Source organism: Streptomyces sp. NPDC043908 (genome assembly GCF_056435525.1).
This window is the reverse complement of the sequence record NZ_JBWKEI010000002.1, coordinates 683,884-710,633: the sequence shown is the minus strand read 5'-3', so window position 1 is coordinate 710,633 and position 26,750 is coordinate 683,884. Positions and strand designations below refer to the sequence as shown.

22 protein-coding genes are annotated in these 26,750 nt (G+C 72.2%); 7 read left to right on the top strand and 15 right to left on the bottom strand.

The window, feature by feature from the left end; translation table 11 throughout:
* Positions 1-100 precede the first annotated feature (100 nt).
* On the top strand, positions 101-1,678 hold the full coding sequence (locus tag AC069K_RS07420; RefSeq protein WP_365108843.1) for an alpha/beta hydrolase: 1,578 nt from the start codon (positions 101-103) through the stop codon (positions 1,676-1,678).
* A 61-nt stretch (positions 1,679-1,739) separates the two neighbouring features.
* Here the strand turns inward: AC069K_RS07420 and AC069K_RS07415 are convergent, their stop codons facing one another.
* From AC069K_RS07415 to AC069K_RS07385, 7 genes are all read right to left on the bottom strand, one after another.
* Positions 1,740-2,768 (bottom strand): NAD-dependent epimerase/dehydratase family protein, encoded by a 1,029-nt coding sequence (locus tag AC069K_RS07415; protein ID WP_478613051.1) that lies wholly within the window; start codon positions 2,766-2,768, stop codon positions 1,740-1,742.
* Between the two features lie 64 nt (positions 2,769-2,832).
* Entirely contained in the window at positions 2,833-3,534 is a 702-nt protein-coding gene (locus AC069K_RS07410) for a lysophospholipid acyltransferase family protein (RefSeq protein ID WP_478613048.1), read from the bottom strand.
* A 40-nt stretch (positions 3,535-3,574) separates the two neighbouring features.
* The gene (locus AC069K_RS07405; protein WP_180357116.1) at positions 3,575-3,733 is read right to left on the bottom strand and encodes a hypothetical protein; all 159 of its coding nucleotides are present in this window, start codon (positions 3,731-3,733) and stop codon (positions 3,575-3,577) included.
* 83 nt (positions 3,734-3,816) lie between these two features.
* On the bottom strand, positions 3,817-4,767 hold the full coding sequence (locus tag AC069K_RS07400; protein ID WP_365108851.1) for a cytochrome c oxidase assembly protein: 951 nt from the start codon (positions 4,765-4,767) through the stop codon (positions 3,817-3,819).
* 105 nt (positions 4,768-4,872) lie between these two features.
* Positions 4,873-5,898 carry a 6-phosphofructokinase gene (locus AC069K_RS07395; RefSeq protein ID WP_365108854.1) on the bottom strand — a complete coding sequence of 342 codons (1,026 nt, stop codon included), beginning with the start codon at positions 5,896-5,898 and terminating at the stop codon, positions 4,873-4,875.
* Between the two features lie 172 nt (positions 5,899-6,070).
* Positions 6,071-6,799, bottom strand: a complete 729-nt coding sequence (locus tag AC069K_RS07390; protein WP_361381817.1) for a type 1 glutamine amidotransferase — start codon at positions 6,797-6,799, stop codon at positions 6,071-6,073.
* A gap of 22 nt (positions 6,800-6,821) precedes the next feature.
* Entirely contained in the window at positions 6,822-8,060 is a 1,239-nt protein-coding gene (locus AC069K_RS07385; RefSeq protein ID WP_358836097.1) for a MurT ligase domain-containing protein, read from the bottom strand.
* 117 nt (positions 8,061-8,177) lie between these two features.
* On the opposite strand from AC069K_RS07385, the gene def reads away from it, so the two are divergent.
* Positions 8,178-8,735, top strand: coding sequence for a peptide deformylase (gene def, locus AC069K_RS07380; protein WP_478613041.1), 558 nt, complete (start codon positions 8,178-8,180; stop codon positions 8,733-8,735).
* 507 nt (positions 8,736-9,242) lie between these two features.
* Here the strand turns inward: def and AC069K_RS07375 are convergent.
* The gene (locus AC069K_RS07375; RefSeq protein ID WP_365108861.1) at positions 9,243-9,893 is read right to left on the bottom strand and encodes a TetR/AcrR family transcriptional regulator; all 651 of its coding nucleotides are present in this window, start codon (positions 9,891-9,893) and stop codon (positions 9,243-9,245) included.
* A gap of 207 nt (positions 9,894-10,100) precedes the next feature.
* Between AC069K_RS07375 and AC069K_RS07370 the strand changes: the two genes are divergently transcribed.
* Complete coding sequence (locus AC069K_RS07370; protein ID WP_365108864.1) at positions 10,101-11,330, top strand: acyl-CoA dehydrogenase family protein; 1,230 nt, start codon at positions 10,101-10,103, stop codon at positions 11,328-11,330.
* An 81-nt stretch (positions 11,331-11,411) separates the two neighbouring features.
* Here the strand turns inward: AC069K_RS07370 and AC069K_RS07365 are convergent, their stop codons facing one another.
* Genes AC069K_RS07365 through AC069K_RS07355 form a run of 3 tightly spaced genes read right to left on the bottom strand, consistent with a single transcriptional unit; the run spans position 11,412 to position 15,350 of the window.
* Positions 11,412-11,900 carry a glutathione peroxidase gene (locus tag AC069K_RS07365; protein WP_365108867.1) on the bottom strand — a complete coding sequence of 163 codons (489 nt, stop codon included), beginning with the start codon at positions 11,898-11,900 and terminating at the stop codon, positions 11,412-11,414.
* A 27-nt stretch (positions 11,901-11,927) separates the two neighbouring features.
* Positions 11,928-12,806: an acyl-CoA thioesterase gene (locus AC069K_RS07360; protein WP_365108870.1), complete on the bottom strand. Its 879-nt coding sequence runs from the start codon at positions 12,804-12,806 to the stop codon at positions 11,928-11,930.
* 30 nt (positions 12,807-12,836) lie between these two features.
* Entirely contained in the window at positions 12,837-15,350 is a 2,514-nt protein-coding gene (locus AC069K_RS07355) for a DEAD/DEAH box helicase (RefSeq protein WP_478613034.1), read from the bottom strand.
* A 123-nt stretch (positions 15,351-15,473) separates the two neighbouring features.
* On the opposite strand from AC069K_RS07355, the gene AC069K_RS07350 reads away from it, so the two are divergent.
* On the top strand, positions 15,474-16,265 hold the full coding sequence (locus AC069K_RS07350; protein ID WP_365108876.1) for a metal-dependent hydrolase: 792 nt from the start codon (positions 15,474-15,476) through the stop codon (positions 16,263-16,265).
* 50 nt (positions 16,266-16,315) lie between these two features.
* Here the strand turns inward: AC069K_RS07350 and AC069K_RS07345 are convergent, their stop codons facing one another.
* On the bottom strand, positions 16,316-18,097 hold the full coding sequence (locus AC069K_RS07345) for an ABC transporter ATP-binding protein (protein WP_478613031.1): 1,782 nt from the start codon (positions 18,095-18,097) through the stop codon (positions 16,316-16,318).
* Positions 18,094-19,908 (bottom strand): ABC transporter transmembrane domain-containing protein, encoded by a 1,815-nt coding sequence (locus tag AC069K_RS07340; protein ID WP_478613028.1) that lies wholly within the window; start codon positions 19,906-19,908, stop codon positions 18,094-18,096. The genes AC069K_RS07345 and AC069K_RS07340 overlap by 4 nt, the downstream gene beginning before the upstream one ends.
* A gap of 158 nt (positions 19,909-20,066) precedes the next feature.
* Here AC069K_RS07340 and AC069K_RS07335 point away from each other — a divergent pair, with 158 nt between their 5' ends.
* Positions 20,067-21,680, top strand: a complete 1,614-nt coding sequence (locus tag AC069K_RS07335; RefSeq protein WP_478613025.1) for a peptide-N4-asparagine amidase — start codon at positions 20,067-20,069, stop codon at positions 21,678-21,680.
* Between the two features lie 51 nt (positions 21,681-21,731).
* Here AC069K_RS07335 and AC069K_RS07330 read toward each other — a convergent pair whose 3' ends face one another.
* Positions 21,732-23,165 carry a Gfo/Idh/MocA family protein gene (locus AC069K_RS07330; RefSeq protein ID WP_365108887.1) on the bottom strand — a complete coding sequence of 478 codons (1,434 nt, stop codon included), beginning with the start codon at positions 23,163-23,165 and terminating at the stop codon, positions 21,732-21,734.
* A gap of 251 nt (positions 23,166-23,416) precedes the next feature.
* On the bottom strand, positions 23,417-23,860 hold the full coding sequence (locus AC069K_RS07325; RefSeq protein ID WP_478613022.1) for a MarR family winged helix-turn-helix transcriptional regulator: 444 nt from the start codon (positions 23,858-23,860) through the stop codon (positions 23,417-23,419).
* A 152-nt stretch (positions 23,861-24,012) separates the two neighbouring features.
* Here AC069K_RS07325 and AC069K_RS07320 point away from each other — a divergent pair, with 152 nt between their 5' ends.
* Both AC069K_RS07320 and mltG read left to right on the top strand, forming a co-directional pair.
* Entirely contained in the window at positions 24,013-25,818 is a 1,806-nt protein-coding gene (locus AC069K_RS07320; protein WP_478613019.1) for an ABC transporter ATP-binding protein, read from the top strand.
* A gap of 36 nt (positions 25,819-25,854) precedes the next feature.
* Positions 25,855-26,685, top strand: a complete 831-nt coding sequence (gene mltG / locus AC069K_RS07315; protein WP_478613016.1) for an endolytic transglycosylase MltG — start codon at positions 25,855-25,857, stop codon at positions 26,683-26,685.
* Positions 26,686-26,750 lie beyond the last annotated feature (65 nt).

Here is a 26,750-nt window from a genome sequence, read left to right as displayed (position 1 = left end):
AGTACGACCTGTTCTCGACAGGCATCGAGGCGCGAGGATCCCCCGAGACCATGGAACGCGCCGCTTTGACGCGGCGCACCTCATCTGGGGGAGGAACGACTTGAGACGCACCGCAGTGCTCGGTTCGGCCGGCACTCTGATAGCGGGCACGCTCATAGCCGGCGCGATAGCGGCACCGGCGGCCACCGCCGAAAGCCGTCACCACGGCACGTCCGAGGCGCGCGGCGTCCAGCTCGCCGCCGAGCGGGCCGCCAAGAAGGGCGTCGACTGGACCGACTGCCCGGCCGACTGGGGCTTCGCCAAGCCGATCCAGTGCGGTTACGTCAGCGTTCCGCTCGACTACGCCCACCCCTACGGCCAGCAGATCAAGCTCGCCGTGGACCGCATCTCCTCCACCGGCACCCCGGCCGAGCGCCAGGGCGCACTCATCTACAACCCGGGCGGACCCGGTGCCTCCGGCATGCGGTTCCCGGCCCGGGTGACGGCCAAGAACCCCCTGTGGGTCAACACCGCCAAGGCATACGACTTCGTGGGCTTCGACCCGCGCGGCGTGGGCCACTCCACGCCGATCTCCTGTGTGGACCCGCAGGAGTTCGTCAAGGCGCCCAAGGCCGACCCGGTGCCCTCCAGCGAGGCCGACAAGCGCGCCCAGCGCAAGCTCGCCGCCGAGTACGCGGACGGCTGCGCCGAGCGCAGCGGCTGGATGCTGCCGTTCATGACCACCCCGAACACCGCCCGCGACCTGGACGTCATCCGCGCCGCGCTCGGGGAGAAGAAGCTCAACTACCTGGGCGTCTCCTACGGCACCTACCTGGGCGCCGTCTACGGCACGCTCTTCCCCTCGCACGTGCGCCGCATGCTGGTCGACAGCGTCGTCGACCCGGCGCGCGACAACATCTGGTACCAGGCCAACCTGAACCAGGACGTCGCCTTCCAGGGCCGCTGGAGCGACTGGGAGAAGTGGGTCGCCCAGAACGACGCCACCTTCCACCTCGGTGACACGGCCGCCAAGGTCGAGCAGCAGTGGCTGAAGCTGCGCGCCACGGCCAAGAAGAGCCCCATCGGCGGCGTGGTCGGCCCGGCCGAGCTCATCGCCTACTTCCAGAGCGCCCCGTACTACGACTCCTCCTGGGTGCCCACCGCCCAGACGTGGAGCAAGTACGTGGCGGGCGACACCCAGGCGCTGGTGGACGCCGCCGCGCCCGACATGTCGGACACCAAGGGCAACATCAGCGCCGAGAACGGCAACGCGGTCTACACCGCCGTCGAGTGCGCCGACGCCAAGTGGCCCACCAGCTGGAAGAAGTGGGACCGGGACAACACCCGGCTCCACAAGAACAACCCGTTCATGACGTGGGCGAACGCCTGGATGAACCTGCCGTGTGCCACCTGGCAGACCAAGCAGCAGACGCCGGTCGAGGTCAGGACCGGCAAGGGCCTGCCGCCCGTCCTGATCGTCCAGAGCACCCGGGACGCCGCCACCCCGTACCAGGGCGCCGTCTCGCTCCACCAGCGCTTCAAGGGCTCGCGCCTGATCACCGAGAAGGACGCGGGTTCGCACGGCGTGACCGGTCTGGTCAACCCGTGCGTCAACACGCGGGTCGAGGCCTACTTCCTGACCGGCAAGGTCGACAGCGCCGATGTGACGTGCGCCCCGCACGCCACGCCGAAGCCGTGACCGCGCAGCACCGCTGAGGTGGGGGCGGCCGGGAACTCCGGCCGCCCCCTTGCGTTTCCCCTCAGCCCCGCGCCGCCAGCCAGGCGTCCTCCGCCGCGTAGTCGAACAAGTCCGGGTACGCGGACATCCCCGGGAACGCCTCCCGCCAGTCGCCGCCCCCGAGCCGGTCCGCGATCGAGGCGACCGTCCCGGGCAGCGACTGCGCGTACCCGGTCACCGGCCGGTAGCCCAGCTCGCGCTCGGCCGCCGACATGTCGTAGACGACCGGGTGCGGCGCGCTCCACGGGGTGAGGCCCACCGTGCCCGCCTCCGGCGGCCCCTCGACGGTCACCGTCTCGCTGCGCACGCCGAGCACTTCGTCGATGGCCGCGCCGATCTCGGCGACCGTCGGCGCCTGCGGGTCGGCCGCGTTGAGCACCCGCGAGCCCGGCCGGAGCGCGGCCAGCCGGATCAGCTCGGCGATGTTGGCGACGTGCGCCGGATGGAAGCGGCTCGCCCCGCCGTACGCGAGGACCCGCACCGGCCGCCGGTCCAGGGCCCGCTTCACGAAGAACAGCTCCCTCGGGGCGCGGCAGTGCGGCCCGTGGACCGCGCCCGCCCGCAGCAGCGTCGAGGGCAGCTCGGAGGCGAGCAGCTCCCGCTCCAGCGCGATCTTGCGCGTGCCGTACGTCCGGCCGCCCGGCGCGACCGTGCCCAGCGACTCCGGGATCGGCAGCGGATAGCACGGTGAACCGTCCGGTTCGCCCTGGGTGTCGAAGCTGCGGCCCCGCCCGTCCTCGTACACCGCCCCGCTGGAGATCACCACGGCCGAGCCGATCCGGTCCGTGAGCGAGGCCAGTTGCCGGGCGTGGCCGCCGTCGTACGCGACCATGTCCACCAGGACGTCGCAGCCGTCCCCGAGGGCCGCGGCCAGACCGCCCTCCGCGTCCCGGTCGAGCGCGAGCGGACGCACCCCTTCCGGCCAGTGCGGATCGCTCCCGCCGCCGCGCGAGGCGGCGCGCACCTCCCACCCGTCCTCGGCGAGCACGCGCACCGCGACCCGCCCGATCTGTCCTGTGGCGCCTATGACGAACGCTGTTCCTCTGCCCATGCGCCCGACGCTACGGCCTGGTGATCACCGGGGGCAGCGGGTTGCGCCCTGCGCGGATCCGCTGTCAGCCGAGGATCCTCGGGAACTTCTTGGCCGCCTCGGCCTTCACCTCGGCCGCGTACCGGTCCACGTACTCCTGCCCCGACAGCTCCAGGATCTTGTACATCAGCTCGTCGGTAGCCGCCCGCAGCACCGCCTTCTCGTTCTCCATCCCGGCGTAGCGGGAGAAGTCCAGCGGCTCGCCGAACCGGATGGTGACCCGGCGGATCTTCGGCATCACCTGGCCGGGCGGCTGGATCTCGAAGGTGCCGACCATCGCGCAGGGGATCACCGGCACGCCCGCCCTGATGGCCATCACGGCGACCCCGACCTTGCCCTTGTAGAGCCGTCCGTCGTGCGAGCGGGTGCCCTCCGGATAGATGCCGAGCAGCTCGTCCCGGCTCAGCACCCCGAGGCCCTCGCGGATCGCCGCCTGCCCGGCCTCCTTGCCGGAGCGGTCCACCGGGATCTGCCCGACCGCGCGGAAGAAGGCGGCCGTGAGCCGGCCCTTGACGCCGGGCCCGGTGAAGTACTCCTGCTTGGCGAGGAAGGTGATGCGCCGCCTGAGCATCACCGGCATCAGGAAGTGGTCGGAGAACGACAGATGGTTGCCCGCGACGATCGCCGCCCCCTCGTCCGGGACGTGCTCCAGGCCCTCGATCCTCGGCCGGAAGAGCAGCTTGAGCAGGGGCCCCAGAACGGCGTACTTGAGCACGTAGTACAGCAACGCACCAGCTCCTCACTCGGCCCGCCCGCCGGGCCGCCGCTCAGGCGCTGCGCGAAGCCGCCATGCCCACCGTCGCCAGGCCGAGGACCACCCAGCCGAACCAGAGCCAGCCGCTGCTGCCGAGCGCCACCGTGTACGCAGTGATCATCACCAGCGCCACGACGGTGAGCACCACCATCGCCTTCGTCGTACCGGGCATGGGGTCCCCTTCCTCCCGGCCGCTGCCGTGGAGTCCATGGTCGCCCCCAGGAGCCCCGCCGCGCCAGAGGGACGCACCGGCCGTTACCGACCGCGTGCGTCGAGCGACGCCAGATAGGCGTTGTAGGCGGCCAGCTCCTTGTCGCCGTCGCGGTCGGCGGCCCGGTCCTGCCGCTTCGCCTCGCGCTTCTCGGTGGCGTACCACTGGAAGACGAGCGCGATGAGGACCACCACGGACGGGATCTCGCTGAACGCCCAGGCGATGCCGCCGGCCGCCTCCTGGTCGGCGAGCGCGTCGATCCCGAGCGAGGAGGGCGGGTTCTTGTACGTGCCGACCATCGGCTGCGTCGCCATCATCAGGGCGATGCCGAAGAAGGCGTGGAAGGGCATGCCCGCGAAGAGCTCCAGCATCCGCATGATGTAGCCGGGGCGGTGCGGGCCCGGGTCCACGCCCATGATCGGCCAGAAGAAGATCAGGCCGACCGCGAGGAAGTGGACCATCATCGCGATGTGCCCGGTCTTCGAGCCCATCAGGAAGTCGAAGAGCGGGGTGAAGTAGAGCGCGTACAGGCTCGCGATGAACATCGGGATGGTGAACGCGGGATGCGTGATCACCTTCAGATAGCGGCTGTGGAGCAGCGCCAGCAGCAGCTCGCGCGGGCCCTTGCGGCCGCGCCCGGCCACCGGCAGCGCCCGCAGCGTCAGCGTCACCGGCGCGCCGAGCAGCAGCAGGATCGGCGAGAGCATGCTGATGACCATGTGCTGGACCATGTGCACGCTGAACATGACCATGCCGTAGTCGTTGAGCTTCGTGCACATCACCAGGGCGATGCTCAGCACCCCGAGGGTCCAGAAGACCAGTCGGCTCACCGGCCAGCTGTCGCCGCGCCTGCGCAGCCGCAGCACGCCGTAGCCGTACAGGCCGAGGCCGGCGACGCAGCCGATCAGGAAGAACGGGTCCATGGACCACTCCAGGCCGCGTCCCAGCGTGAACGGCGGCAGATCCATCGTCATGCCGTGCCCGCTGTGATCCATCCGCTGACTCCTGATTTCGTACCGGTTGTCCGCACCCAGAGTAGAGCCGCCCCCGGTCGCGATCGCGACCGGGGGCGGCTCGTGGAGTCCGGGACGACGCGCTCCTCAGAGCACGCACTCCGCCTCGGAGTAGCGCTCGGCGGGGACGGTCTTGAGCGTCGCCGTCGCCTCGGCGAGCGGGACCATGGTGATGTCGGTGCCGCGCAGGGCGGTGAGCATCCCGAACTCGCCGCGGTGCACGGCCTCCACCGCGTGCCAGCCGAACCGGGTGGCCAGGACGCGGTCGTACGCGGTCGGGGTGCCGCCGCGCTGGACGTGGCCGAGGATGACCGCGCGGGCCTCCTTGCCCAGGCGCCGCTCCAGCTCGACGGAGAGCTGGCTGGCGACCCCGGCGAAGCGCTCGTGGCCGTAGATGTCGGTGCTGCCCACGTCGAAGCGCATCGAGCCCTCGCGCGGCTTGGCGCCCTCGGCGACCACCACGATCGCGAACTTCTTGCCCGCCGAGAAGCGGCGGCCGACCAGCTCGGTCAGCTCGTCGATGTCGAAGGGGCGCTCGGGCACCACGATCGCGTGGGCGCCGGCGGCCATCCCGGAGTGCAGGGCGATCCAGCCGGTGTGGCGGCCCATGACCTCGACGATCAGCACGCGCTGGTGCGACTCGGCGGTCGTCTTCAGCCGGTCGAGGGCCTCGGTCGCCACGCCCACGGCCGTGTCGAAGCCGAAGGTGACGTCGGTGGAGGCGATGTCGTTGTCGATGGTCTTCGGCACGCCGACGATGGGCAGACCGGCCTCGGACAGCAGATGGGCGGCCTTGAGCGTGCCCTCGCCGCCGATCGGGATGATCGCGTCGAGGCCGAGCTCGGCGACATGGCCCCGGGCGCGCTCCACGCCGTCGCGCAGATGCGCGGGCTGGACGCGGGAGGAGCCGAGGATGGTGCCGCCGAGGGCGAGGATGCCGCCGACCGCGTCGAGGTCGAGCTTGCGGTAGTCGGCCTCCAGGAGACCCTTCCAGCCGTCGTGGAAACCGATGACCTCGTCGCCGTGGTCCACCACCGCGCGGTGCACGACGGAACGGATGACGGCGTTGAGGCCGGGGCAGTCGCCGCCGGAGGTGAGCACACCAATTCGCATTGCCCGGAAAACCTTTGCAACGTGGGCCGACGACCGGACCACGTCGTCCGGTTGGATCCCCGCCACCCTACCGGCGCAGGGTGGCGGGGCCGAATCAGACGTCCGACTGATGGACGTCGGAGGAACGTACGAACACCGGCCCTCGGAGGCCGGGCCGGATCAGCGGGCCCGATCAGGCGGGCTGGGTCGCCGAGGCGATGCGCTCGGCGCGCAGCGCCTCGTACCACCGGTCGTCGGTCGGCGGCAGCGCGTTCACATCGAGGGCCAGCTTCAGGAGCAGGTCCGCGATCTGCGGGTTCCGCGCGAGCACGGGACCGTGCATGTACGTGCCGAACACCGTCTCGTTGTACGCGCCCTCGGTGCCGTCGCCGGTGCCGTTGCCCTTGCCCAGGCGCACCCGGGCGAACGGGCGGGCCGTGGGGCCCAGGTGCGTGATGCCCTGGTGGTTCTCGAAACCGGTCAACTGCGGAAGGCCCAGGCGCTCGTCGATGTCGCCCAGGACGTCGCCGACGCAGCGCTCGCCCTCGCCCCGGGTGGAGACCACGTCCAGCAGACCGAGGCCGGGCTCGCGCTCGCCGAGGTCGTTGATGAACTCGTGGCCCAGGATCTGGTACCCGGCGCAGACCGAGAAGATGATCGCGCCGTTGGCGGCGGCGCGCTGGAGGCCGCCGTCGCGGCGCAGCCGCTCGGAGGCGAGCCGCTGCGGCCGGTCCTCGCCGCCGCCGATCAGATAGATGTCGCCGGACGACGGCACCGGCTGGTCGCTGCGGACGTCCAGGCGGGCCACGTCGAGGCCGCGCTGGCGGGCGCGGCGCTCCACGACCAGCGCGTTGCCCTGGTCGCCGTAGGTGCTCAGCAGGTCGGGGTAGACCCACACGAGGCGCAGGCTGTTGTCGCTCATGCTCGCTTGCTCCTTAAGGGTCTCAGTTGCCGACCGTGCGGCGCACGTCCTGGAAGGCGGTGTAGTTGGCGATCAGCTCGATCTGGCCGGGGGGCGCGAGCTGGACGCACTCCGCGAGGCTCTCGCAGACCCGGAAGTCCAGGTTCGCGACCTCCAGGCGGACCGCCAGGTCCAGCTTGCGGTCGCCGATCACGAAGATCGGGTGACCGGCCAGCCGGGTGTAGTCGACGTCCCACAGCCACGAGGTGTCCGTGCCGTCGGCGCCGCGGGCGTTGACGGAGAGGATCACCGGCGTGGGCGGCGGGTCGATCAGGGAAAACGTTTCGAGCCAGCCCGCCGGGTTCTTCGCGAGCAGCAGCCGCAGCTCACGGCCCTGGAACGAGACGACGTCATAGCGGCCGGCGACCGCCTGCACCTGGTACATCCGCTCCAGGGCGACCTGCGGCGGCACCCCGAAGACCGCGGCGACCGCGGCGGACGTGGCGGCGTTGGCCTTGTTGGCGCGGCCGGGCAGCTGGAGGTGGATCGGCCAGGCCGAGCCGTGCGGGTCCAGGACGTAGTCGCCGCTGAGCACCCAGCTCGGGGCGGGGCGGCGGAAGCCGCACTCACCGCAGAACCAGTCGTCGCCGGGGCGCTGCATCACACCGCCGCAGGCCGGGCACGACCAGGCGTCGTCCTTCCACTCCTGACCGGCCGCCACCCACACCACGTTGGGGGAGGAGGACGCCGCCCAGACGACCAGCGGGTCGTCGGCGTTGGCGATCACCACGGCCTTGGTGCCCTGGAGCCCCTCGCGCCACTTCTCCGCGAGCATCCGGGTCTCGGCGGCCCGGTCGAGCTGGTCGCGGCTCAGGTTGAGCAGTGCGATCGCCTTGGGCGTCACATCGCGAGCGACTCCCGAGAGGTACTTCTCGTCCACCTCGATGACGCCGAAGCGGGCGTCCGAGCCGCCCGCCAGCGCCGAGGTGATGCCCGCGGGCATGTTGGCGCCCAGCGCGTTGGACACCACCGGGCCGCTGGCCCGCAGCGCCTCGGCGATGAGCCGGGTCGTCGTCGTCTTGCCGTTCGTCGCCGAGACCAGGACCACGTCCAGGTGGTTCGCCAGCCGCCCCAGCAGATCGGGGTCCAGCTTGAGCGCCACCCGGCCGCCGATCACCGATCCACTGCCCCGCCCCGCCGCGCGCGACACCGCCGCAGCGGCCTTGCCCGCCGTCACGGCGAGCTTGGCCCGCGGTGACAGCGGCTCCGCGTTGCCTGCCATCGTCCTTGATCCTCCTTGCGCCTGGGTCGGACCTCAGCCTATCGAGATCCGGACAGCGGCCCGAACCGCGCCACCACCAGCGCGGCTCCGCGTCGCCCGGAACGTACGCTTGCGGCCATGCGCCACCGTCCGATTCCCGGCAGTTCCGGCACCGTACGAGAGATGTCTCTCCTCGGCGCCCCGGTGCTGCACGCCCCCTGCGAGCCCGTCACCGACTTCGGTCCCTCCCTCGCCCGACTGGTCGAGGACCTCTTCGCGACGATGTACGCGGCACGGGGAGTCGGCCTCGCGGCCAATCAGATCGGCGTGGGCCTGCGGGTGTTCGTCCACGACTGCCCCGACGACGAGGACGTCCGCCACCTCGGACACCTCGTCAACCCCCGACTGGTGTCGACGGACGGCGTGGTGGTCCGCGGCCCCGAGGGCTGCCTGTCCCTGCCGGGCCTGGAGGCCGGTACGGAGCGGTACGACGAGGCGGTGGTGGAGGGGTGGACGGTCTCGGGGGAGCCGGTGCGGGTGTCCGGGACGGGGTTCTTCGCGCGGTGCCTCCAGCACGAGATGGACCACCTGGAGGGGTTGGTGTACGCGGATCGCTTGACGGGGTGGAGGAGGGGGCGGGCGGTACGGGCTGCCCGTCGGGCGGGACTGGGGTTCCCGGGGCGGGGGTTGCCCTGACCGGGGGATGCGTCCGGCGGGGGCGAGTGGCTGCCCGCCCAGTTCCCCGCGCCCCTTTTTGCCCGGATGTCGTCTGCGGGCCGACGGTGGGTTGCTCGCGCAGTTCCCCGCGCCCCTTATCGGGCCCGGATGTCGTCTGCGGGTTGTGGTGGGCTGCTCGCGCAGTTCCCCGCGCCCCTTTTTGGGCCCGGACTTTGTCTGCGGGTTGTGGTGGGCTGGTCGCGCAGTTCCCCGCGCCCCTTATCGGGCCCGGATGTCGTCTGCGGGCCGTGGTGGGTTGCTCGCGCAGTTCCCCGCGCCCCTTTAGGGGCCGGACTTCGTCTGCGGCCGGCGCCGTTCCCCGGGACCCTTGGCGTCTTCGGTCGCCGCGCCTTCAGCCCCTCCGGCGTTTGAGGAGAGGGGCCGGGGCGGAGCCCCGGGCCGCCTTCAGGGGCGCGGGGAACTGCGCGACCAGCCCCCACCGGCCCGCGGATGAGCGCCAACCGGGGTGCGGGGCCGGAGGCCCCGCTAGAAGCCCGGGCCTCCGGCACGGTCCGCCGCCGCGGCCAGGCGGCCCCACAGCAGGTCCGCCAGCCCCCGCACCAACTCCGCCCGCGAGCACGGCCGTTCCCCCAGCCACCAGTCGCCCGCCGCGTGCATCATGCCGACGATCCCGTGCCCCCACACCCGCGCCAGCGCCTCGCTCCCCGGCCCGAGGTCGATCCGCTCGGCTATCACCACGCCCAGCTCCTCGCCCATCCGCCGCAGCAGCGGCGCGGAGTGGCGGCCCACGTCGAACCCGGCGTGCTCACCGCCGCCGCTGTCCTCCGCGGGGTGCATCAGGAAGCGGTACACCTGCGGCCGCGCCTCGATCGCCACCAGATACGTCTCCAGCGTCGCCTCGACCCGCTCGCGGCGGCCCGCCGGCGCGTCCAGCGCCGCCCGCAGCGCCGCGAGCAGCGCGTCCGTGTGGCGCTGGGCGAGGGCGCGGTAGAGCCCGCCCTTGTCCCCGAAGTGCCGGTAGAGGATCGGCTTGGTGATCCCGGCCTCCGCGGCGATCGCGTTCATCGACGCCTTGGGGCCGTCCCGGAGCACCACCCGGTCCGCCGCCTCCAGCAGTTCCCGCCGACGGCTCTCGGCCGACGTCCGCTGCTGCTCGGCCTGGTGTGTGGTCTCCATGGCTTCGTCTCCCCGCCCGTACTCGTCCTGCGTCTTTCCTGGTTCCGCCGGCGTGTTCCGCCATCCGGAATGTCTGCGCAACGTAACACTCCGGCCAGGTCCCGCGCTGAGCGGTGGTGCGCCGGTTGACATGCGCTACCGACGAGTAACATACTGCCGTTACCGCAAGTAACGCTTGTCTGTGGCACGGGAAGTGGTGGAGGGGACATGGCTGAGTTCACGATGGAGCTCAACGACGACCAGAAGCAGGTCAGGGACTGGTTGCACGGGTTCGCGAAGGACGTCGTCCGCCCCGCCGCCGCGGAGTGGGACGAGCGCGAGGAGACCCCCTGGCCGGTGATCCAGGAAGCCGCCAAGGTCGGAATCTACTCCCTGGACTTCTATGCCCAACAGTTCTTCGACCCGACCGGTCTCGGCATCCCCGTCGCCATGGAGGAGCTGTTCTGGGGCGACGCGGGCATCGCCCTGTCGATCGTCGGTACGGGCCTGGCCGCCGTCGGCGTCCTCGCCAACGGCACCGAGGAGCAGATCGGCACCTGGATCCCGCAGATGTACGGCGACGTGGACGATGTGAAGGTCGCCGCCTTCTGTTCCTCCGAGCCGGACGCGGGCTCCGACGTCGCCTCGATGCGGACGAAGGCCGTCTACGACGAGGCCAAGGACGAGTGGGTCCTCAACGGCACCAAGACCTGGGCCACCAACGGCGGCATCGCCAACGTGCACGTGGTCGTGGCCGTCGTCGACCCCGACCTCGGCTCCAAGGGGCACGCCTCCTTCATCGTGCCGCCGAACACCCCCGGGCTGTCCCAGGGGCAGAAGTTCAAGAAGCACGGCATCCGCGCCTCGCACACCGCCGAGGTCGTCCTGGAGAACGTGCGCGTCCCCGGCCACTGCCTGCTCGGCGGCAAGGAGAAGCTGGACGAGCGCCTGGCCCGGGCCCGCGAGAAGGCGAAGGCGGGCGGCGGCGAGCGCGTGAAGAACGCCGCGATGGCCACCTTCGAGGCGTCCCGCCCGGCCGTCGGCGCCATGGCGGTCGGCACCGCCCGCGCCGCGTACGACTACGCGCTGGAATACGCCAAGGACCGCGAGCAGTTCGGCCGCCCGATCATCGACAACCAGGGCGTCGCGTTCCAGCTCGCCGACATGCGGACGCAGATCGACGCGGCCCGCCTCCTGGTGTGGCGCGCCTCCTGGATGGCGACGGCGGGCCGGCCCTTCACCTCCGCCGAGGGCTCGATGTCCAAGCTGTTCGCCAGCGAGACCGCCAAGAAGGTCACCGCGCAGGCGATCCAGATCCTCGGCGGCAACGGCTACACCCGCGAGTACCCGGTGGAGCGCATGCACCGGGACGCCGCCATCTACACGATCTTCGAAGGCACCAGCGAGATCCAGCGCCTGGTCATCGCCCGCACCCTGTCGGGCATGCCGATCCGCTAACGTGCTTCCGCTGCGAAGCCGGCTCCGTTCCCGTGTGGCGGGAACGGAGCCGCGTCGTTTCTCCCGCAGCCGTGCGGTTGCTCAGACCGCCAGCTGCGCCTCGATCGCCGCCACGACCTCCGGGGCCTCCGGCTCGGTGGCCGGACGGATCCGGGCGACCACCTCGCCGGCCGGGGAGATCAGGAACTTCTCGAAGTTCCACTGGACGTCACCGGCCTCGCCCTCCGCGTCCGCGACCTCGGTGAGGCGCTGGTACAGCGGGTGGCGGCCGTCGCCGTTGACGTCGGTCTTCTCAAGGAGCGGGAACGTCACCCCGTACGTCGCCGAGCAGAACGTCTGGATCTCCTCCGCGCTGCCGGGCTCCTGGGCGCCGAACTGGTTGCAGGGCACGCCGAGCACGGTGAAGCCGCGCTCGCCGTACCGCGCCTGGAGGCGCTCAAGACCGGCGTACTGCGGGGTCAGACCGCACTTGGACGCCACGTTCACGACCAGCACCGCCTTGCCCTTGTAGTCGGCCAGCGAAGTGGGCTCGCCGGTCAGGGTGCGCAGCGGGATGTCGTACAGGCTCATCAGCGAACTCCTCGTAACAGGGATGGGTCAGTCGCGGGCCGACAGCGGGCGGAACAGGCCCTCCTGGACCACCGACACCAGCAGCCGGCCCTCGCGGTCGTAGATGCGGCCGCGGGCCAGGCCCCGGCCGCCGGTCGCGATGGGGGACTCCTGGTCGTACAGGAACCACTCGTCGGCCCGGAACGGGCGGTGGAACCACATGGCGTGGTCCAGCGAGGCCATGTCGAAGCCCCGCGGGCCCCACAGCGGCTCCACCGGGATGCGGACCGCGTCGAGCAGCGTCATGTCGGACGCGTAGGTGAGCGCGCAGGTGTGCACCAGCGGATCGTCGCCCAGCGGGCCGACCGCGCGCATCCACACCGCGCTGCGCGGATCCGCGTCCTTGATCTCCTGGGCCGTCCAGCGCAGCCGGTCCACGTACCGGATGTCGAAGGGCTGGCGGCGCGCCATGCGCTCCAGGGCCTCCGGCAGCGCGCCCAGGTGCTCGCGGATCTCGTCGGCGACGGTCGGCAGCGACTCGGGCTCGGGGAAGTCCAGGCGCGGCGGCAGCTGGTGCTCGATGCTGCCCCGCTCCGGCTGGTGGAAGGAGGCCGTCAGATTGAAGATCGTGCGGCCCTGCTGGACCGCGGTGACCCGGCGGGTGGTGAACGACCTGCCGTCCCGGACCCGCTCGACCTGGTAGACGATCGGCACCCCGGGGCGGCCGGGGCGCAGGAAGTAGGCGTGCAGCGAGTGCACCGGGCGCTCGCCGTCCGTGGTGCGCCCGGCCGCCACCAGCGCCTGGCCGGCCACCTGCCCGCCGAAGACCCGTTGCAGGGACTCCTCGGGGCTGCGGCCGCGGAAGATGTCGACCTCGATCTGCTCCAGGTCGAGCAGGTCGACGAGTCTGTCGGCGGGGTTGGTCATGTCGTCGCGGTCCTTTCGGGGGCCAGGGGGTCAGAGCTCGCCGACGTCGGTGACGCGCACCACCGCGCGGCCCTCTTCGTCGGACGCCGCCAGATCGACCTCCGCGCTGATGCCCCAGCCATGGTCGCCGTTGGGGTCGGCGAAGGTCTGCCGGACGCGCCACAGGCCGTGCGCCGGGTCCTCCTCGATGAGCAGCAGCTTGGGGCCGCGGGCGTCGGGGCCGGTGCCCAGGTCCTCGTACTCGTCCCAGTACTTGTCCATCGCCTCGCCCCAGGCGTCCGCGTCCCAGCCGGACTCCGCGTCCATCTCGCCGAGCGCGTCCACGTTGTCGAGCGCGGCCAGCTCCACCCGGCGGAACATCGCGTTGCGCACCAGGACGCGGAAGGCGCGGGCGTTGGCGGTGACCGGCTTGACCTCGTCGGCCTTCTCCTGGGCCTGCTCGGCCGTCTCGATCTCCGGGTTGGCCAGCTGCTCCCACTCGTCGAGCAGGCTGGAGTCGACCTGGCGGACCATCTCGCTGAGCCAGGCGATCAGGTCTTCCAGGTCCTCGGTCTTCAGGTCGTCCGGGATGGTGTGGTCGAGCGCCTTGTACGCGCTCGCCAGATAGCGCAGGACGATCCCCTCGGTGCGCGCCAGCTCGTACCAGGAGGTGAACTCGGTGAAGGTGAGCGCCCGTTCGTACATGTCGCGGATGACGGACTTGGGCGAGACCGGGTGGTCGCCCACCCAGGGGTGCGACTTCTTGTAGACGTTGTACGCGTGCCACAGCAGCTCTTCCAGCGGCTTCGGGTACGAGATGTCCTGGAGCCGCTCCATGCGCTCCTCGTACTCGATCCCGTCCGCCTTCATCTGCCCGACCGCTTCGCCGCGCGCCTTGTTCTGCATGGCCGCGAGGATCTGGCGCGGGTCGTCCAGCGTCGACTCGACGACCGAGACCATGTCCAGCGCGTACGACGGCGACTCCGGGTCCAGCAGGTCGAAGGCCGCGAGGGCGAACGTGGACAGCGGCTGGTTGAGCGCGAAGTCCTGCTGGAGGTCGACGGTGAGCCGGATGGTGCGGCCCTCGGCGTCCGGGGTGTCCAGCTGCTCCACCACACCGCCGTCGAGCAGCGAGCGGTAGATCGCGATGGCGCGGCGGATGTGCCGCAGCTGCGCCTTGCGCGGCTCGTGGTTGTCCTCCAGCAGGTGGCGCATCGCCTCGAAGGCGTTGCCCGGCCGGGCGATCACCGAGAGCAGCATGATGTTGGTGACCCGGAAGCGCGAGGTCAGCGGCTCGGGCTCGGCGGCGATCAGCTTCTCGAAGGTGGCGTCCGACCAGGCCACGAAGCCCTCGGGAGCCTTCTTGCGGACCACCTTGCGGCGCTTCTTCGGGTCGTCGCCCGCCTTGGCGAGGGCCTTCTCGTTCTCGATGACGTGCTCGGGCGCCTGGGCGACCACGAACCCGGCGGTGTCGAACCCGGCCCGCCCGGCCCGGCCCGCGATCTGGTGGAACTCACGGGCGCGCAGGGTGCGCACCCGGTTGCCGTCGTACTTGGTGAGCGCGGTGAACAGCACCGTGCGGATGGGCACGTTGACGCCGACGCCGAGGGTGTCCGTCCCGCAGATCACCTTCAGCAGACCGGCCTGCGCCAGCTTCTCGACCAGCCGGCGGTACTTGGGCAGCATGCCCGCGTGGTGCACCCCGATGCCGTGGCGCACATAGCGGGAGAGGTTCTGGCCGAACTTGGTGGTGAAGCGGAAGTTGCCGATCAGCTCCGCGATCGCGTCCTTCTCCTCGCGCGAGCACATGTTGATGCTCATCAGCGACTGCGCCCGCTCCACCGCCTGGGCCTGGGTGAAGTGCACGATGTAGACCGGCGACTGCTTCGTCTCCAGGAGCTCGGTGAGCGTCTCGGTGATCGGCGTGGTGACGTACTCGTACGAGAGCGGCACCGGGCGGGTCGCCGAGCGGACCACCGCGGTCGGGCGGCCGGTGCGCCGGGTGAGGTCCTTCTCGAACATCGAGACGTCGCCGAGCGTCGCCGACATCAGGACGAACTGGGCCTGGGGCAGTTCCAGGATCGGGATCTGCCAGGCCCAGCCGCGGTCCGCCTCGGCGTAGAAGTGGAACTCGTCCATCACGACCTGGCCGATGTCGGCGTGCCTGCCGTCACGCAGCGCGATGGAGGCGAGGACCTCGGCGGTGCAGCAGATGACCGGGGCGTCGGCGTTCACGGACGCGTCGCCGGTCAGCATGCCGACGTTCTCGGTGCCGAAGAGCTTGCACAGGTCGAAGAACTTCTCCGAGACCAGCGCCTTGATCGGCGCGGTGTAGAACGTGACCTCGTCCCGGGCCAGCGCCGCGAAGTGCGCACCCGCCGCCACCAGGCTCTTTCCGGAGCCGGTCGGGGTGGAAAGGATCACGTTCGCGCCCGAGACCACCTCGATCAGCGCCTCCTCCTGGGCCGGGTACAGGGAGATGCCCCGCTCCTCGGCCCAGGTGGAGAAGGCCTCGAAGAGGGCGTCGGGGTCGGCACTCGGCGGCAGCTGATCGATAAGGGTCACGCCCCCATCTTGCCTGGCTTCCCCCCGTGAGAGGGAACCGGAGGCGAGGCAAGAAGATCATGAACGATAGGCTGACGGGTCAACTGGGCCACAGGACAACAGGAAATGGGGCGGGGCACGGTCATGATGGGACCTGCGCACTCACTGTCAGGAGCGGCAGCCTGGCTGGGGGTGGGGGCCGCCGCGGCGGCCACGGGACACACCATGCCCTGGCCGGTCCTCGTCGCCGGCGCGCTGATCAGCGCCGGGGCGGCGCTCGCGCCCGACCTCGACCACAAGTCCGCGACCATCTCGCGCGCCTTCGGACCGGTCTCCCGGGCCCTGTGCGGCATCGTCGACGACCTCTCGCACGCCGTCTACCAGGCGACCAGGGGCCCCGGCGACCCGCGCCGCAACGGCGGCCACCGCACGCTCACCCACACCTGGCTGTGGGCCGTCCTGATCGGGGCGGGCGCGTCGGCCGCGGCCGTCTTCGGCGGGCGCTGGGCGGTGCTCGGCATCCTCTTCGTCCATGTGGTGCTCGCCGTCGAGGGCCTGCTGTGGCGGGCCGCCCGGATGTCCAGCGACGTCCTGGTGTGGCTGCTGGGCGCGGCCGGCGCCTGGATCATGGCCGGGGTCCTGGACAAGCCCGGCAACGGCTCCGACTGGCTCTTCACCGGCTCCGGCCAGGAGTACCTGTGGCTTGGCCTGCCGATCGTGCTCGGCGCCCTCGTCCACGACATCGGGGACGCGCTGACCGTCTCCGGCTGCCCGGTCCTGTGGCCGATCCCGGTGGGCCGCAAGCGCTGGTACCCCGTCGGCCCGCCCAAGATGCTGCGGTTCCGGGCCGGGAGCTGGGTCGAGCTGAAGGTGCTGATGCCCGCGTTCATGGTGCTCGGCGGGATAGGGGCGGCGGGGGCGCTCAACTTCATCTGAGCCCGCCACCACCGCCCCGCACGCCCCGGCCCGCCTGCCCGGCCGCTGCCTCACCCGTGCCAGGAGCGCCACAGCGCCGCGTACGCCCCGTCCGCCTCGACCAGGGCGTCATGGCTGCCCAGCTCGCTGATGCGGCCGTTCTCGACCACCGCGATCACGTCCGCGTCGTGCGCGGTGTGCAGCCGGTGGGCGATCGCCACGACCGTACGGCCGTCGAGCACCCGGGCCAGCGACCGCTCCAGGTGGCGTGCCGCGCGCGGGTCCAGGAGCGAGGTCGCCTCGTCCAGGACCAGCGTGTGCGGATCCGCCAGGACGAGCCGGGCCAGCGCGATCTGCTGGGCCTGCGCGGGGGTGAGGGCGTGTCCGCCCGAGCCGACCTCCGTCGCCAGGCCGTCGTCGAGTCCCCGCGCCCAGCCGTCCGCGTCGACCGCGCCCAGGGCCGCCCACAGCTCGGCGTCCTCGGCCCCGGCCCTGGCCAGCAGCAGGTTGTCCCGCAGCGAGCCCACGAACACGTGGTGCTCCTGGTTGACCAGGGCCACGTGCTCGCGCACCCGCTCGGCCGGCATCCGCGACAGCTCGGCCTCCCCGAGCGTGATCCGGCCCTCGCGCGGCGCGTAGATGCCCGCGAGCAGCCGTCCGAGCGTGGACTTGCCCGCCCCGGACGGGCCCACCAGCGCCACCCGGGTGCCCGGGGCGACCGACAGGGACACCCGGTGCAGGACGTCCACGCCCTCGCGGTAGCCGAAGCGCACCTCCTCCGCCTCGACGTCGCGGCCCCGCGGGCGCAGCGCGGTGTCGCCCGCGTCCGGCTCGATGTCCCGGACGCCGACGAGCCGGGCCAGGGAGACCTGGGCCACCTGGAGCTCGTCGTACCAGCGCAGGATGAGGCCGACGGGCTCGACCAGCATCTGGGCGAGGAGCGCGCCCGTGGTCAGCTGTCCCACCGTGAGCCAGCCGTGGAGCACGAAGGAGCCGCCGATCATCAGCACCGCGAGCATGATCGTCATGTGGGTGGCGCTGACGACCGGGAAGAGCACCGACCGCAGCCACAGCGTGTACCGCTCCCAGGCCGTCCACTCGCTGATCCGCCGCTCGGACAGCGCGATCCGGCGCTCGCCCAGGCGGTGTGCCTCCACCGTCCGGCCCGCGTCCACGGTCTCGGCGAGCACGGCGGCGACCGCCGCGTACCCGGCGGCCTCCGAGCGGTACGCCGAGGGCGCCCGCCTGAAGTACCAGCGGCACCCGACCACCAGCAGCGGCGCCGCGAGCAGCACCGCCAGCGCCAGCGGCGGCGCGGTGACGCCGAGCGCGCCGATGAGCAGCAGCGCCCACACCACGCCGATGGCCAGCTGCGGCACGGCCTCGCGCATCGCGTTGGCCAGCCGGTCGATGTCCGTGGTGATCCGCGAGAGCAGGTCGCCGGTTCCCGCGCGCTCCAGGACGCCCGGCGGCAGCCCCACCGACCGCACCAGGAAGTCCTCGCGCAGATCGGCCAGCATCTCCTCGCCGAGCATCCCGCCGCGCAGCCGCACCAGCCGGACGAACACCGTCTGCACCACGAGCGCGATGGCGAACAGCGCCGCCGTGCGCCCCAGATGGAGGTCCGCGACGTCGTCGGAGAGGTCCTCGACGACCCCGCCGAGCAGATACGGGCCGACCATCGAGGCGATTACCGCGACCGCGTTGACGCCCACCAGGAGCGCGAACGCCGCGCGGTGGCGCCGCAGCAGATGCCGTACGTAGGCCCGGACGGTCGCCGGGGTGCCGACGGGCAGGGTGGTGGCCGACTCCGGGGCCGCCGGGTCGTACTCGGGTGCCCTCACGCCGATCATGCCGTCTCCTCCCAGGTGTCCTGTCCGTGCGTCTCCTCGTCCGTCTCCCGGGTGACCACCGCGCGGTAGCGGGCGTCGGTGCGCAGCAGCTCGCGGTGGAGGCCGACCGAGGCGACCTCGCCGTCGTGCACCAGCACCACCCGGTCCGCGAGGTCGAGCAGCAGCGGTGACGACGAGAACACGACCGTGGTGCGGCCCGCCCGCAGCCGTCTGACGCCGCCCGCGACCCGTGACTCGGTGTGCGAGTCGACCGCCGAGGTCGGCTCGTCCAGGACGAGCACCTCCGGATCGGTCACCAAGGACCGTGCCAGCGCCAGGCGTTGGCGCTGGCCGCCGGAGAGCGACCGGCCGCGCTCGGTGATCCGGGTGCGCATCGGGTCGCCGTCGCTGTCCACCGACGCCTGCGCCAGCGCGTCGAGGACGTCCGCGCACTGGGCGGCGGCCAGCGCCTCGTCCGGCGCGACCTTCCCGGACGCGGGCACGTCCAGGAGCTCGTGGAGCGTGCCGGAGAGCAGCACCGGGTCCTTGTCCTGGACGAGGACGGCGGCGCGTGCCGTGTCCAGCGGGAGCCCGTCGAGCGCGACCCCGCCGAGCAGGGCGGACGGCAGTCCGTCCGCCTCGGCGGCATGCCCGCCCAGGCGCTCGGCCAGCCGTCCGGCCGCGTCCGGATCGCCGCACACCACGGCCGTGAACCGGCCCTCGGGCGCGAGCAGTCCGCTCGCCGGGTCGTACAGGTCGCCGGCGGGGGCCTCGGCCCTCCGCGACGGCCCGCCCGTCCGGGACGGCACCCCCGTGTCCGTCCCGGACGGGTCGGTGGCCCGGCTCAGGGCGAGCACGCGGGCCGCGCGCACGGCCGAGGGCCGGGAGAAGGAGTACGCCATGGCGATCTCCTCGAAGTGGCGCAGCGGGTACAGCATCAGCGTCACCGCGCTGTAGACGGTGACCAGTTCACCGACCTCGATCCGGCCGTCGCGGGCCAGCGCCGCCCCGTACCAGACCACCGCGATCAGCAGCAGGCCCGGCAGCAGCACCTGGACCGCCGAGATCAGCGACCACATCCGCGCGCTGCGCACGGCGGCTCGGCGCACCTCCTGGGAGGCCTCGCGGTAGCGGGTGAGGAACAGCTCCTCGCCGCCGATGCCGCGCAGCACCCGCAGCCCGGCCACGGTGTCCGAGGCCAGCTCGGTCGCCCGGCCCGCCTTCTCGCGCTGGACGTCGGCCCGCCGGGTGGCGGGCGGCAGCAACGGCAGCACGGCCAGGGCCAGTACGGGAACGCCGACGGCGACCAGCACGCCGAGCGCCGGCTGGTAGAGCACCAGACCGACGCAGATGATCACCAGGGCGGCGGCCGCCGCGGCGAACCGCGACAGGGCCTCCACGAACCAGCCGATCTTCTCGACGTCGGCGGTGGAGACCGCGACGACCTCGCCCGCCGCGACCCTGCGGGTGAGCAGCGAGCCGAGCTCCGCGGTCTTGCGCGCGAGCAGTTGCTGCACGCGCGCGGCGGCCGTGATCCAGTTGGTGACCGCGGTGCGGTGCAGCATGGTGTCGCCCACCGCGATGGCCACGCCGAGCACGGCGATGATGCCGCCCGCGAGCGCGAGCCGCGCCCCCGAGCGGTCGATCACGGCCTGGACGGCGACGCCGACGCCGATCGGCAGCCCGGCGATGCCGCACTGGTGCAGCAGCCCCCAGGCCAGCGACTTGAGCTGCCCGGAGAGCTGGCCGAGGCCCAGCCACAGCAGGAAGCGGGGACCCGAGCGGACGTCCGGTTCGCCTGGATCCGTATACGGAAGATCGCGAATCTGCATGACGTCCCAAGGGTCGGAAAGAGTGGTTCAAACCGTGCAAGGTTCGCCTTCCGCGGGGCCCCGGGGCAATCGGTTTTCGCGCCCGGGCGACCGGAACGCGCCAAGGGCCGCGGCCCGCCCCTGGCGCCGCGGGCCCGCGCGCGCTTCACTCCTGACGCATGAGACGACTCAGGATCATGTCCATGATCGGCGGCACGGTGCTCGCCGCGGGCGCGCTGCTCGGAGCCGGCCCGGTCGCGGCGGCGGCCCCCGCGGCCGAGCCCCCGGCCGAGTTCGGCACCGACTGGCACGACCCGGTCACCGCCGCGCCGCCGGTCGCCGTCCCGCACACCCGCAGCTGCCGCGTCACCCTGGCGCAGGCGCAGTTCCGCGACTTCACGCCCTACAAGGGGAGTTACACGCCCCCCAAGGGATGCGGCGAGAAGTGGAGCAAGGTGGTGCTGCGGCTCGACGGGAAGGTGAAGGGCAGGCAGTACGACCGGCTCGGCTACCTCCACGTCGGCGGCGTCGAGGTGCTGCGGACGTCCACGCCCGAGCCCTCACCGGACGGCATCGCCTGGAACGTGGAGAAGGACGTCACCCGGTACAGCGACACCTTCCGCTCCCCGCGGCCCGTCGAGATGCTCATCGGCAACGTTGTCGACGAGACCTACACCGGCGTCATCGACGTCGACGTCACGCTGACGTTCTACGCCGCCGAGGGCGGAGTGAGGCCCGCCGCCGCGCCGGACCGGGTGCTGCCGCTGGACGGCACCTCCCTGACCACCCCGCGCAACTCGGAGCGGATCGTCGCCGAGGTGTACGCGACGGGCTCGGGAGGCGGCTGCGAGGAGTTCTGGTACCTGGCGGTGCCGGACCCCGCGCCCTACTCCTGCAAGGCGCCCGCCGGCCCCAACCGCGAGGTGCGGATCACGGTCGACGGCCAACTCGCCGGAATGACCTCGCCGTTCCCGAACGTGTGGACCGGCGGCTGGTCCAACCCCTTCCTCTGGTACGTCGTCCCGGCGCCCCACGCCTTCGACGTCCGGCCGCTGGAGTACGACCTGACGCCGTACGCGGCCCTGCTCAACGACGGCCGCGCGCACCGGGTGGAGGTGTCCGTCGCCGGAGTCCCCGAGGGGCAGTCCGGCTGGTCGACGCCGGTCAACGTGCTGGTGTGGCAGGACCGCGGCAGCCAGGTCGTCACCGGCGCCCTCACCCGCCACGAGGAGAGCGCCCCCACGGCCTCCACCGCCTACACGCCCGGCACCGAGGCGCGCCTCGACGCCCGGGCGGGCCACCGGCTGACCACGGCCGGCTACCTCGACACCTCGCACGGCCGGGTCACCACCACGGTCGAGCGCGGCGTCACCGCCGACAGCGTCCACCGCTGGACCGAGGGCGAGAACACCGACGCCCTCAAGGGGAGGTGGACCGACGACAGCGCGGTCACCACGGACGGGCGCGGCCCGGCCGTCACCGCGCGCGTGCACCGTACGTACACGATGGACGGCACCACCACCATCGGCGCGGACAACCGGCTGCGGACCGTGATCACCCTCGGGGACCTGGCGGACACCGCCACCCGGCGGGCCGGCCGGACGGCCTCCTGGTCGCACCTGGACGACACCTACCGGGGTGACGCCTCCTGGACCCTGAACGTCCCGCGCGAGCAGCGGCACGCGACGGGCACCTCGGCCGAGCGCTACCGCCTGGTCGGCTCCGAGGGCTGCTACGACCGCGGCATCAAGACCGCCCAGGGCGCCCTCGTCGAGGATCTGCGGCGCTGCTGACGAGGTCGCGGGGCCCGTGTCCGCCGCCGGGCACGGGCCCCGCAGGGGCTCTCAGGCCTCCGCGGGCTTCTCGGAGTCCATACCGGGGCGGGGCCGGTGCCACTCGCCCCGGGTGAAGTCGGGGATCCGCTGGGGCGCGCCGCCCGCCTTGAGGGAGAGGTGGCTCAGCGGCACCGGCGCCGACCAGGTGGCCGCGTCGTACACGTCGAAGTCCGGTACCAGGCCCAGGCGCATGCACTGCATCAGCCGGAACACCAGCATGTAGTCCATGCCGCCGTGCCCGCCGGGCGGGTTGGCGTGCTCCTTCCAGAGCCAGTGGTCCCACTCCGCGTACCGGGAGAAGTCGCCCCAGTTGTCGTCGTGCTGGTCCGGCTCCAGGTAGATCCGCTCCGGGTAGTCCTCGAAGAGGCCCTTGGTGCCGCCGAGGCTGTTGATCCGGCTGTAGGGGTGCGGCGTCGACACGTCGTGCTCCAGGCGGATCACCCGGCCCCTGGCCGTCTGCACCAGGGAGATCGTCCGGTCGCTCTCGACGTACGACTCCTTGAAGCTCGGGTCGCCCGGGGGCATATGGGCCTCGCGGTACTCCGCGAGGCCGAGCGCGGGCGTGCCCATGCTGACGATGGACACCACGCGGTCCCCGCGGTTGACGTCCATGTAGTTGGCGACCGGGCCGAAGCCGTGCGTGGGGTAGAGGTCGCCGCGCAGCCGGGTGTGCCACAGCCGCCGCCAGGGGCCCTCGTAGTACTTCGGGTCGAACATCAGGCCGCGCAGGTCGTGGATGTAGGCGCCCGCCCCGTGCAGCAGCTCGCCGAACTTGCCCGCGTGCGCCATCCGCAGCACCCGCATCTCGTTCCTGCCGTAGCAGCAGTTCTCCAGCTGCATGCAGTGGCGCCGGGTGCGCTCCGAGAGGTCGACCAGCTCCCACAGCTGGTCCAGGTGCATCGAGGCCGGGCACTCCACGCCCGCGTGCACACCGTTCAGCAGGGCCGCCCTGGTGATCTCGAAGTGGGAGTCCCAGGGCGTGGCGATGTGCACGAAGTCGATGTCGCCCCGCTTCAGGAGCTCTTCGTAGTCGTGGTCGCCGTTGACGTAGACGGCCGGCGCCGGCTGTCCCGCCGCGGTCACCTTGGCGGCGGCGCGCCGGGCCTTGGCCTTAACCGGGTCGCAGAGCGCCACGACCCGCACCCCGGGAACGGCGAGATAGAGGTCGATCATGCTGCCGCCGCGGTTGCCGAGGCCGATCAGCCCCACCCGGACCGTGGAGCGCCGCTGGAACGGCACCCCGATCATGCTCCGGCCCTGGCGCCGGGGCGCGGGCGCCTCCTGAGCGGCGGCCCGCACGGGCTGTCCGGTCCGCGCGGCCTCCTCGGCCGCGGCGCTGCCCGTGCCCAGGGCGCCCATGCCGACCCCCGCGCCCGCGGCCCCCGCCGTCCACAGGACGGAGCGTCTGCTGATGTCGTGGTTCTGCGGAGCTGCGTCGTTCATCGAGTCTCCTGGGAAGAGAGGGAGCTGATTCCTGCGCGGCGTTACACGAACCTCGGTAAGGAACATGGTTGTTGGGCCGCTGCCGCGCAAGGGGGCCTGCCGACGCCCGGGGCCGCCCCGGGGAGGCGCACCGGTGCACGACGTCACGGTACGTCCGGACACGTCCGGTTCGTGGGAGGCGCGGGAGGCGGCGGACCCTCAGCACGCGCGAGGCGGCGGGACCCCCTCGGCGCGCGGGAGGCGGCGGGCCCTCAGCAGCGGCGCTCGGGCACTCCGTCGACCAGGGCGGACAGCAGACCGCCGAGCACCTCGCGCTGGTCCGCGCTCAACGGCGCCAGGATCTCCTCCGCCGCGCCGCGTCGGGCACCGCGCAGCGAACGCAGCGTCGCCCGGCCCGTGTCGGTGAGCTCGATGCGCACCACGCGGCGGTTGGTCGGGTCGGGGACCCGGCGCACGTTCCCGCTCTCCTCCAGGGCGTCGACCAGGGTGGTCACGGCGCGCGGGACCACCTCCAGGTGGGCGGCGAGGTCGGCCATGCGGGGCGGGCTGTCGTAGTGCGCGACCGTCCGCAGCAGCCGGGACTGGGCAGGGGTGATGCCGACCGGCTCCAGGTGCTGCTTGTGGATGCGGTGGAGTCTGCGCGTGAGCCGGAGCAACTGCTCGGCCAGCACGCCGTCGGCGTCGGTGGTGCTCATGCGGGAACAATATCAGGACCATGTGCATTGTGAGTATAGGTAACAGTGAGCTATGCTCCACAAGTCTTGGCGGTGGCGTCGCCCCGAGGGTCCCGACGGATCCGCGACGGCGCCCCGCCGTCCCCGTGCCGTCCCACCCTGCGAAGGAGCCCATGCACCCCGAGGAATCCTCCTGGACGCCCCCGCCCCGTGGCCGCGAGGAGCCGCCCGCGCAGACGCGGCGCATCCTGCGGCTCTTCCGTCCCTACCGCGGCCGGCTGGCGGTCGTCGGCCTGCTGGTCGCCGCGTCCTCACTCGTCTCGGTCGCCTCGCCGTTCCTGCTGCGCGAGATCCTGGACGTCGCCATCCCGCAGGGCCGCACCGGGCTGCTCAGCCTGCTCGCCCTCGGCATGCTCGCGACCGCCGTCGTCACCGGCGTCTTCGGCGTCCTCCAGACGCTGATCTCCACCACCGTCGGCCAGCGCGTGATGCACGACCTGCGCACCGGGGTCTACGCACAGCTCCAGCGGATGCCGCTCGCCTTCTTCACCCGCACCCGGACCGGCGAGGTCCAGTCCCGCATCGCCAACGACATCGGCGGCATGCAGGCGACCGTCACCTCCACCGCCACCTCGCTCGTCTCCAACCTCACCGCCGTGGTCGCCACCGTGGTCGCCATGCTGGCCCTCGACTGGCGGCTGACCGCCGTCTCCCTGCTCCTGCTGCCGGTCTTCGTCTGGATCAGCCGCAAGGTCGGGCGCGAGCGCAAGAAGATCACCACCCAGCGCCAGAAGCAGATGGCCGCGATGGCCGCCGAGGTCACCGAGTCGCTGTCGGTCAGCGGCATCCTGCTCGGCCGCACCATGGGCCGCGCCGACTCGCTCACCCGGTCCTTCGCCGCCGAGTCCGAGCGCCTGGTCGACCTCGAAGTGCGCTCCAGCATGGCCGGACGGTGGCGGATGTCGACCATCGGCATCGTCATGGCCGCGATGCCCGCCGTCATCTACTGGGCCGCGGGCCTCACCCTCCAGGCGGGTGGCCCCTCGATCTCCCTCGGCACCCTCGTCGCCTTCGTCTCGCTCCAGCAGGGCCTGTTCCGGCCCGCCGTGAGCCTGCTCTCCACCGGCGTGCAGATGCAGACCTCGCTCGCCCTCTTCCAGCGCATCTTCGAATACCTCGACCTCCCGGTCGACATCACCGAGTCCGAGAACCCGGTCCGCCTGGACAAGGTCCGCGGCGAGATCCGCTTCGAGTCGGTCGACTTCGCCTACGACGAGAAGAGCGGCCCCACGCTCAGCGGCGTCGACGTGACCGTCCCGGCCGGCACCAGCCTCGCCGTCGTCGGTCCCACCGGCGCGGGCAAGTCCACGCTCAGCTACCTGGTGCCGCGGCTGTACGACGTGACGGGCGGCCGGGTCACCCTCGACGGCGTCGACGTGCGCGACCTGGACTTCGACACCCTCGCGCGCGCGGTCGGCGTGGTCTCCCAGGAGACGTACCTCTTCCACGCCTCCGTCGCCGACAACCTCCGCTTCGCCAAGCCCGACGCCACCGACGAGGAGCTGGAGGCCGCAGCCCGCACCGCCCAGATCCACGACCACATCGCCTCCCTGCCCGACGGGTACGACACGGTGGTCGGCGAGCGCGGCTACCGCTTCTCCGGCGGCGAGAAGCAGCGCCTCGCCATCGCCCGGACGATCCTGCGCGACCCGCCCGTCCTCATCCTCGACGAGGCCACGAGCGCGCTGGACACCCGCACGGAACACGCCGTCCAGCAGGCCATCGACGCGCTCTCGGCGGGCCGCACCACGCTCACCATCGCGCACCGCCTCTCCACCGTCCGGGACGCCAACCAGATCGTCGTCCTGGACGGCGGCCGGATCGCCGAGCGCGGGACCCATGAGCAACTGCTCGACCAGGGCGGCAAGTACGCCGCACTGGTGCGCCGCGACGCACGGCTGGCGCCGGTCGCCTCCTGACGGGGTTCGCAGGGCTCACGGGGTTAACGTGCCGGTATGACGGATTCCTCACGCGGGTCCGGACGCCGGACCGGGCTCACCCGGCGCGGCTGGATCCTTCTCGGCGCCCTCGCACTGGTGCTCCTGGCGGGAGCGGCGTTGCTCGTCCTGGTGCTGCGGGAGACCGGCGGGAAGGCGAAGCCCCTGCTGGTCCCGGAGGGCCGACGCGCGGAACAGGTGTACGCGGCCGTGGACAAGCGCCTCGGAGTCGCGCCGGGCACCACCCGCCGGGCGGCCTCCCGGACGCCGCTCGCCCTCCCGGCCGAGGCCCGGGGCAACCCCGAGGGCTACCTCTTCCCAGCCACCTATCCGGTGACCGGCAAGACTACTCCCGGCGGGCTGCTCGCCTATATGGTCGACACCGCCAACCGGCGCCTCGACCAGGACCGCATCGGGGAAGGCGCGCGGCGCATGCGGATGACGGCCTATCAGGCCGTGATCGTCGCCAGCATCGTGCAGGCCGAGGCCGACACCGCGGCCGACATGGGCAAGGTCTCCCGGGTCGTCCACAACCGGTTGGCCAAGGGCATGCCGCTACAGATGGACTCGACGCTCAACTACGCCCTCGACCGCTCGACGCTGACGACCACGCACGCCGACACCCGCACCGACAGCCCGTACAACACGTACGCGCGCGGTGGTCTGCCGCCGACCCCGATCGGCAACCCCGGCGGGCAGGCCCTGAAGGCGGCGATCGCGCCCCCGCCGGGGGACTGGCTCTACTTCGTCACGGTGGCCCCGGGGGACACCCGCTTCACGGCGGACTACGCGGAACAGCAGCGGAACGTGGAGGAGTTCAACAAGACCCGGGCCAGGACGCCCGGGTAGCCCGGCCTCGGCCGCCCCCATGCGGACGCGGGAACCCGCGCCCCCGGCCCCGCGCAAGCCCCCGC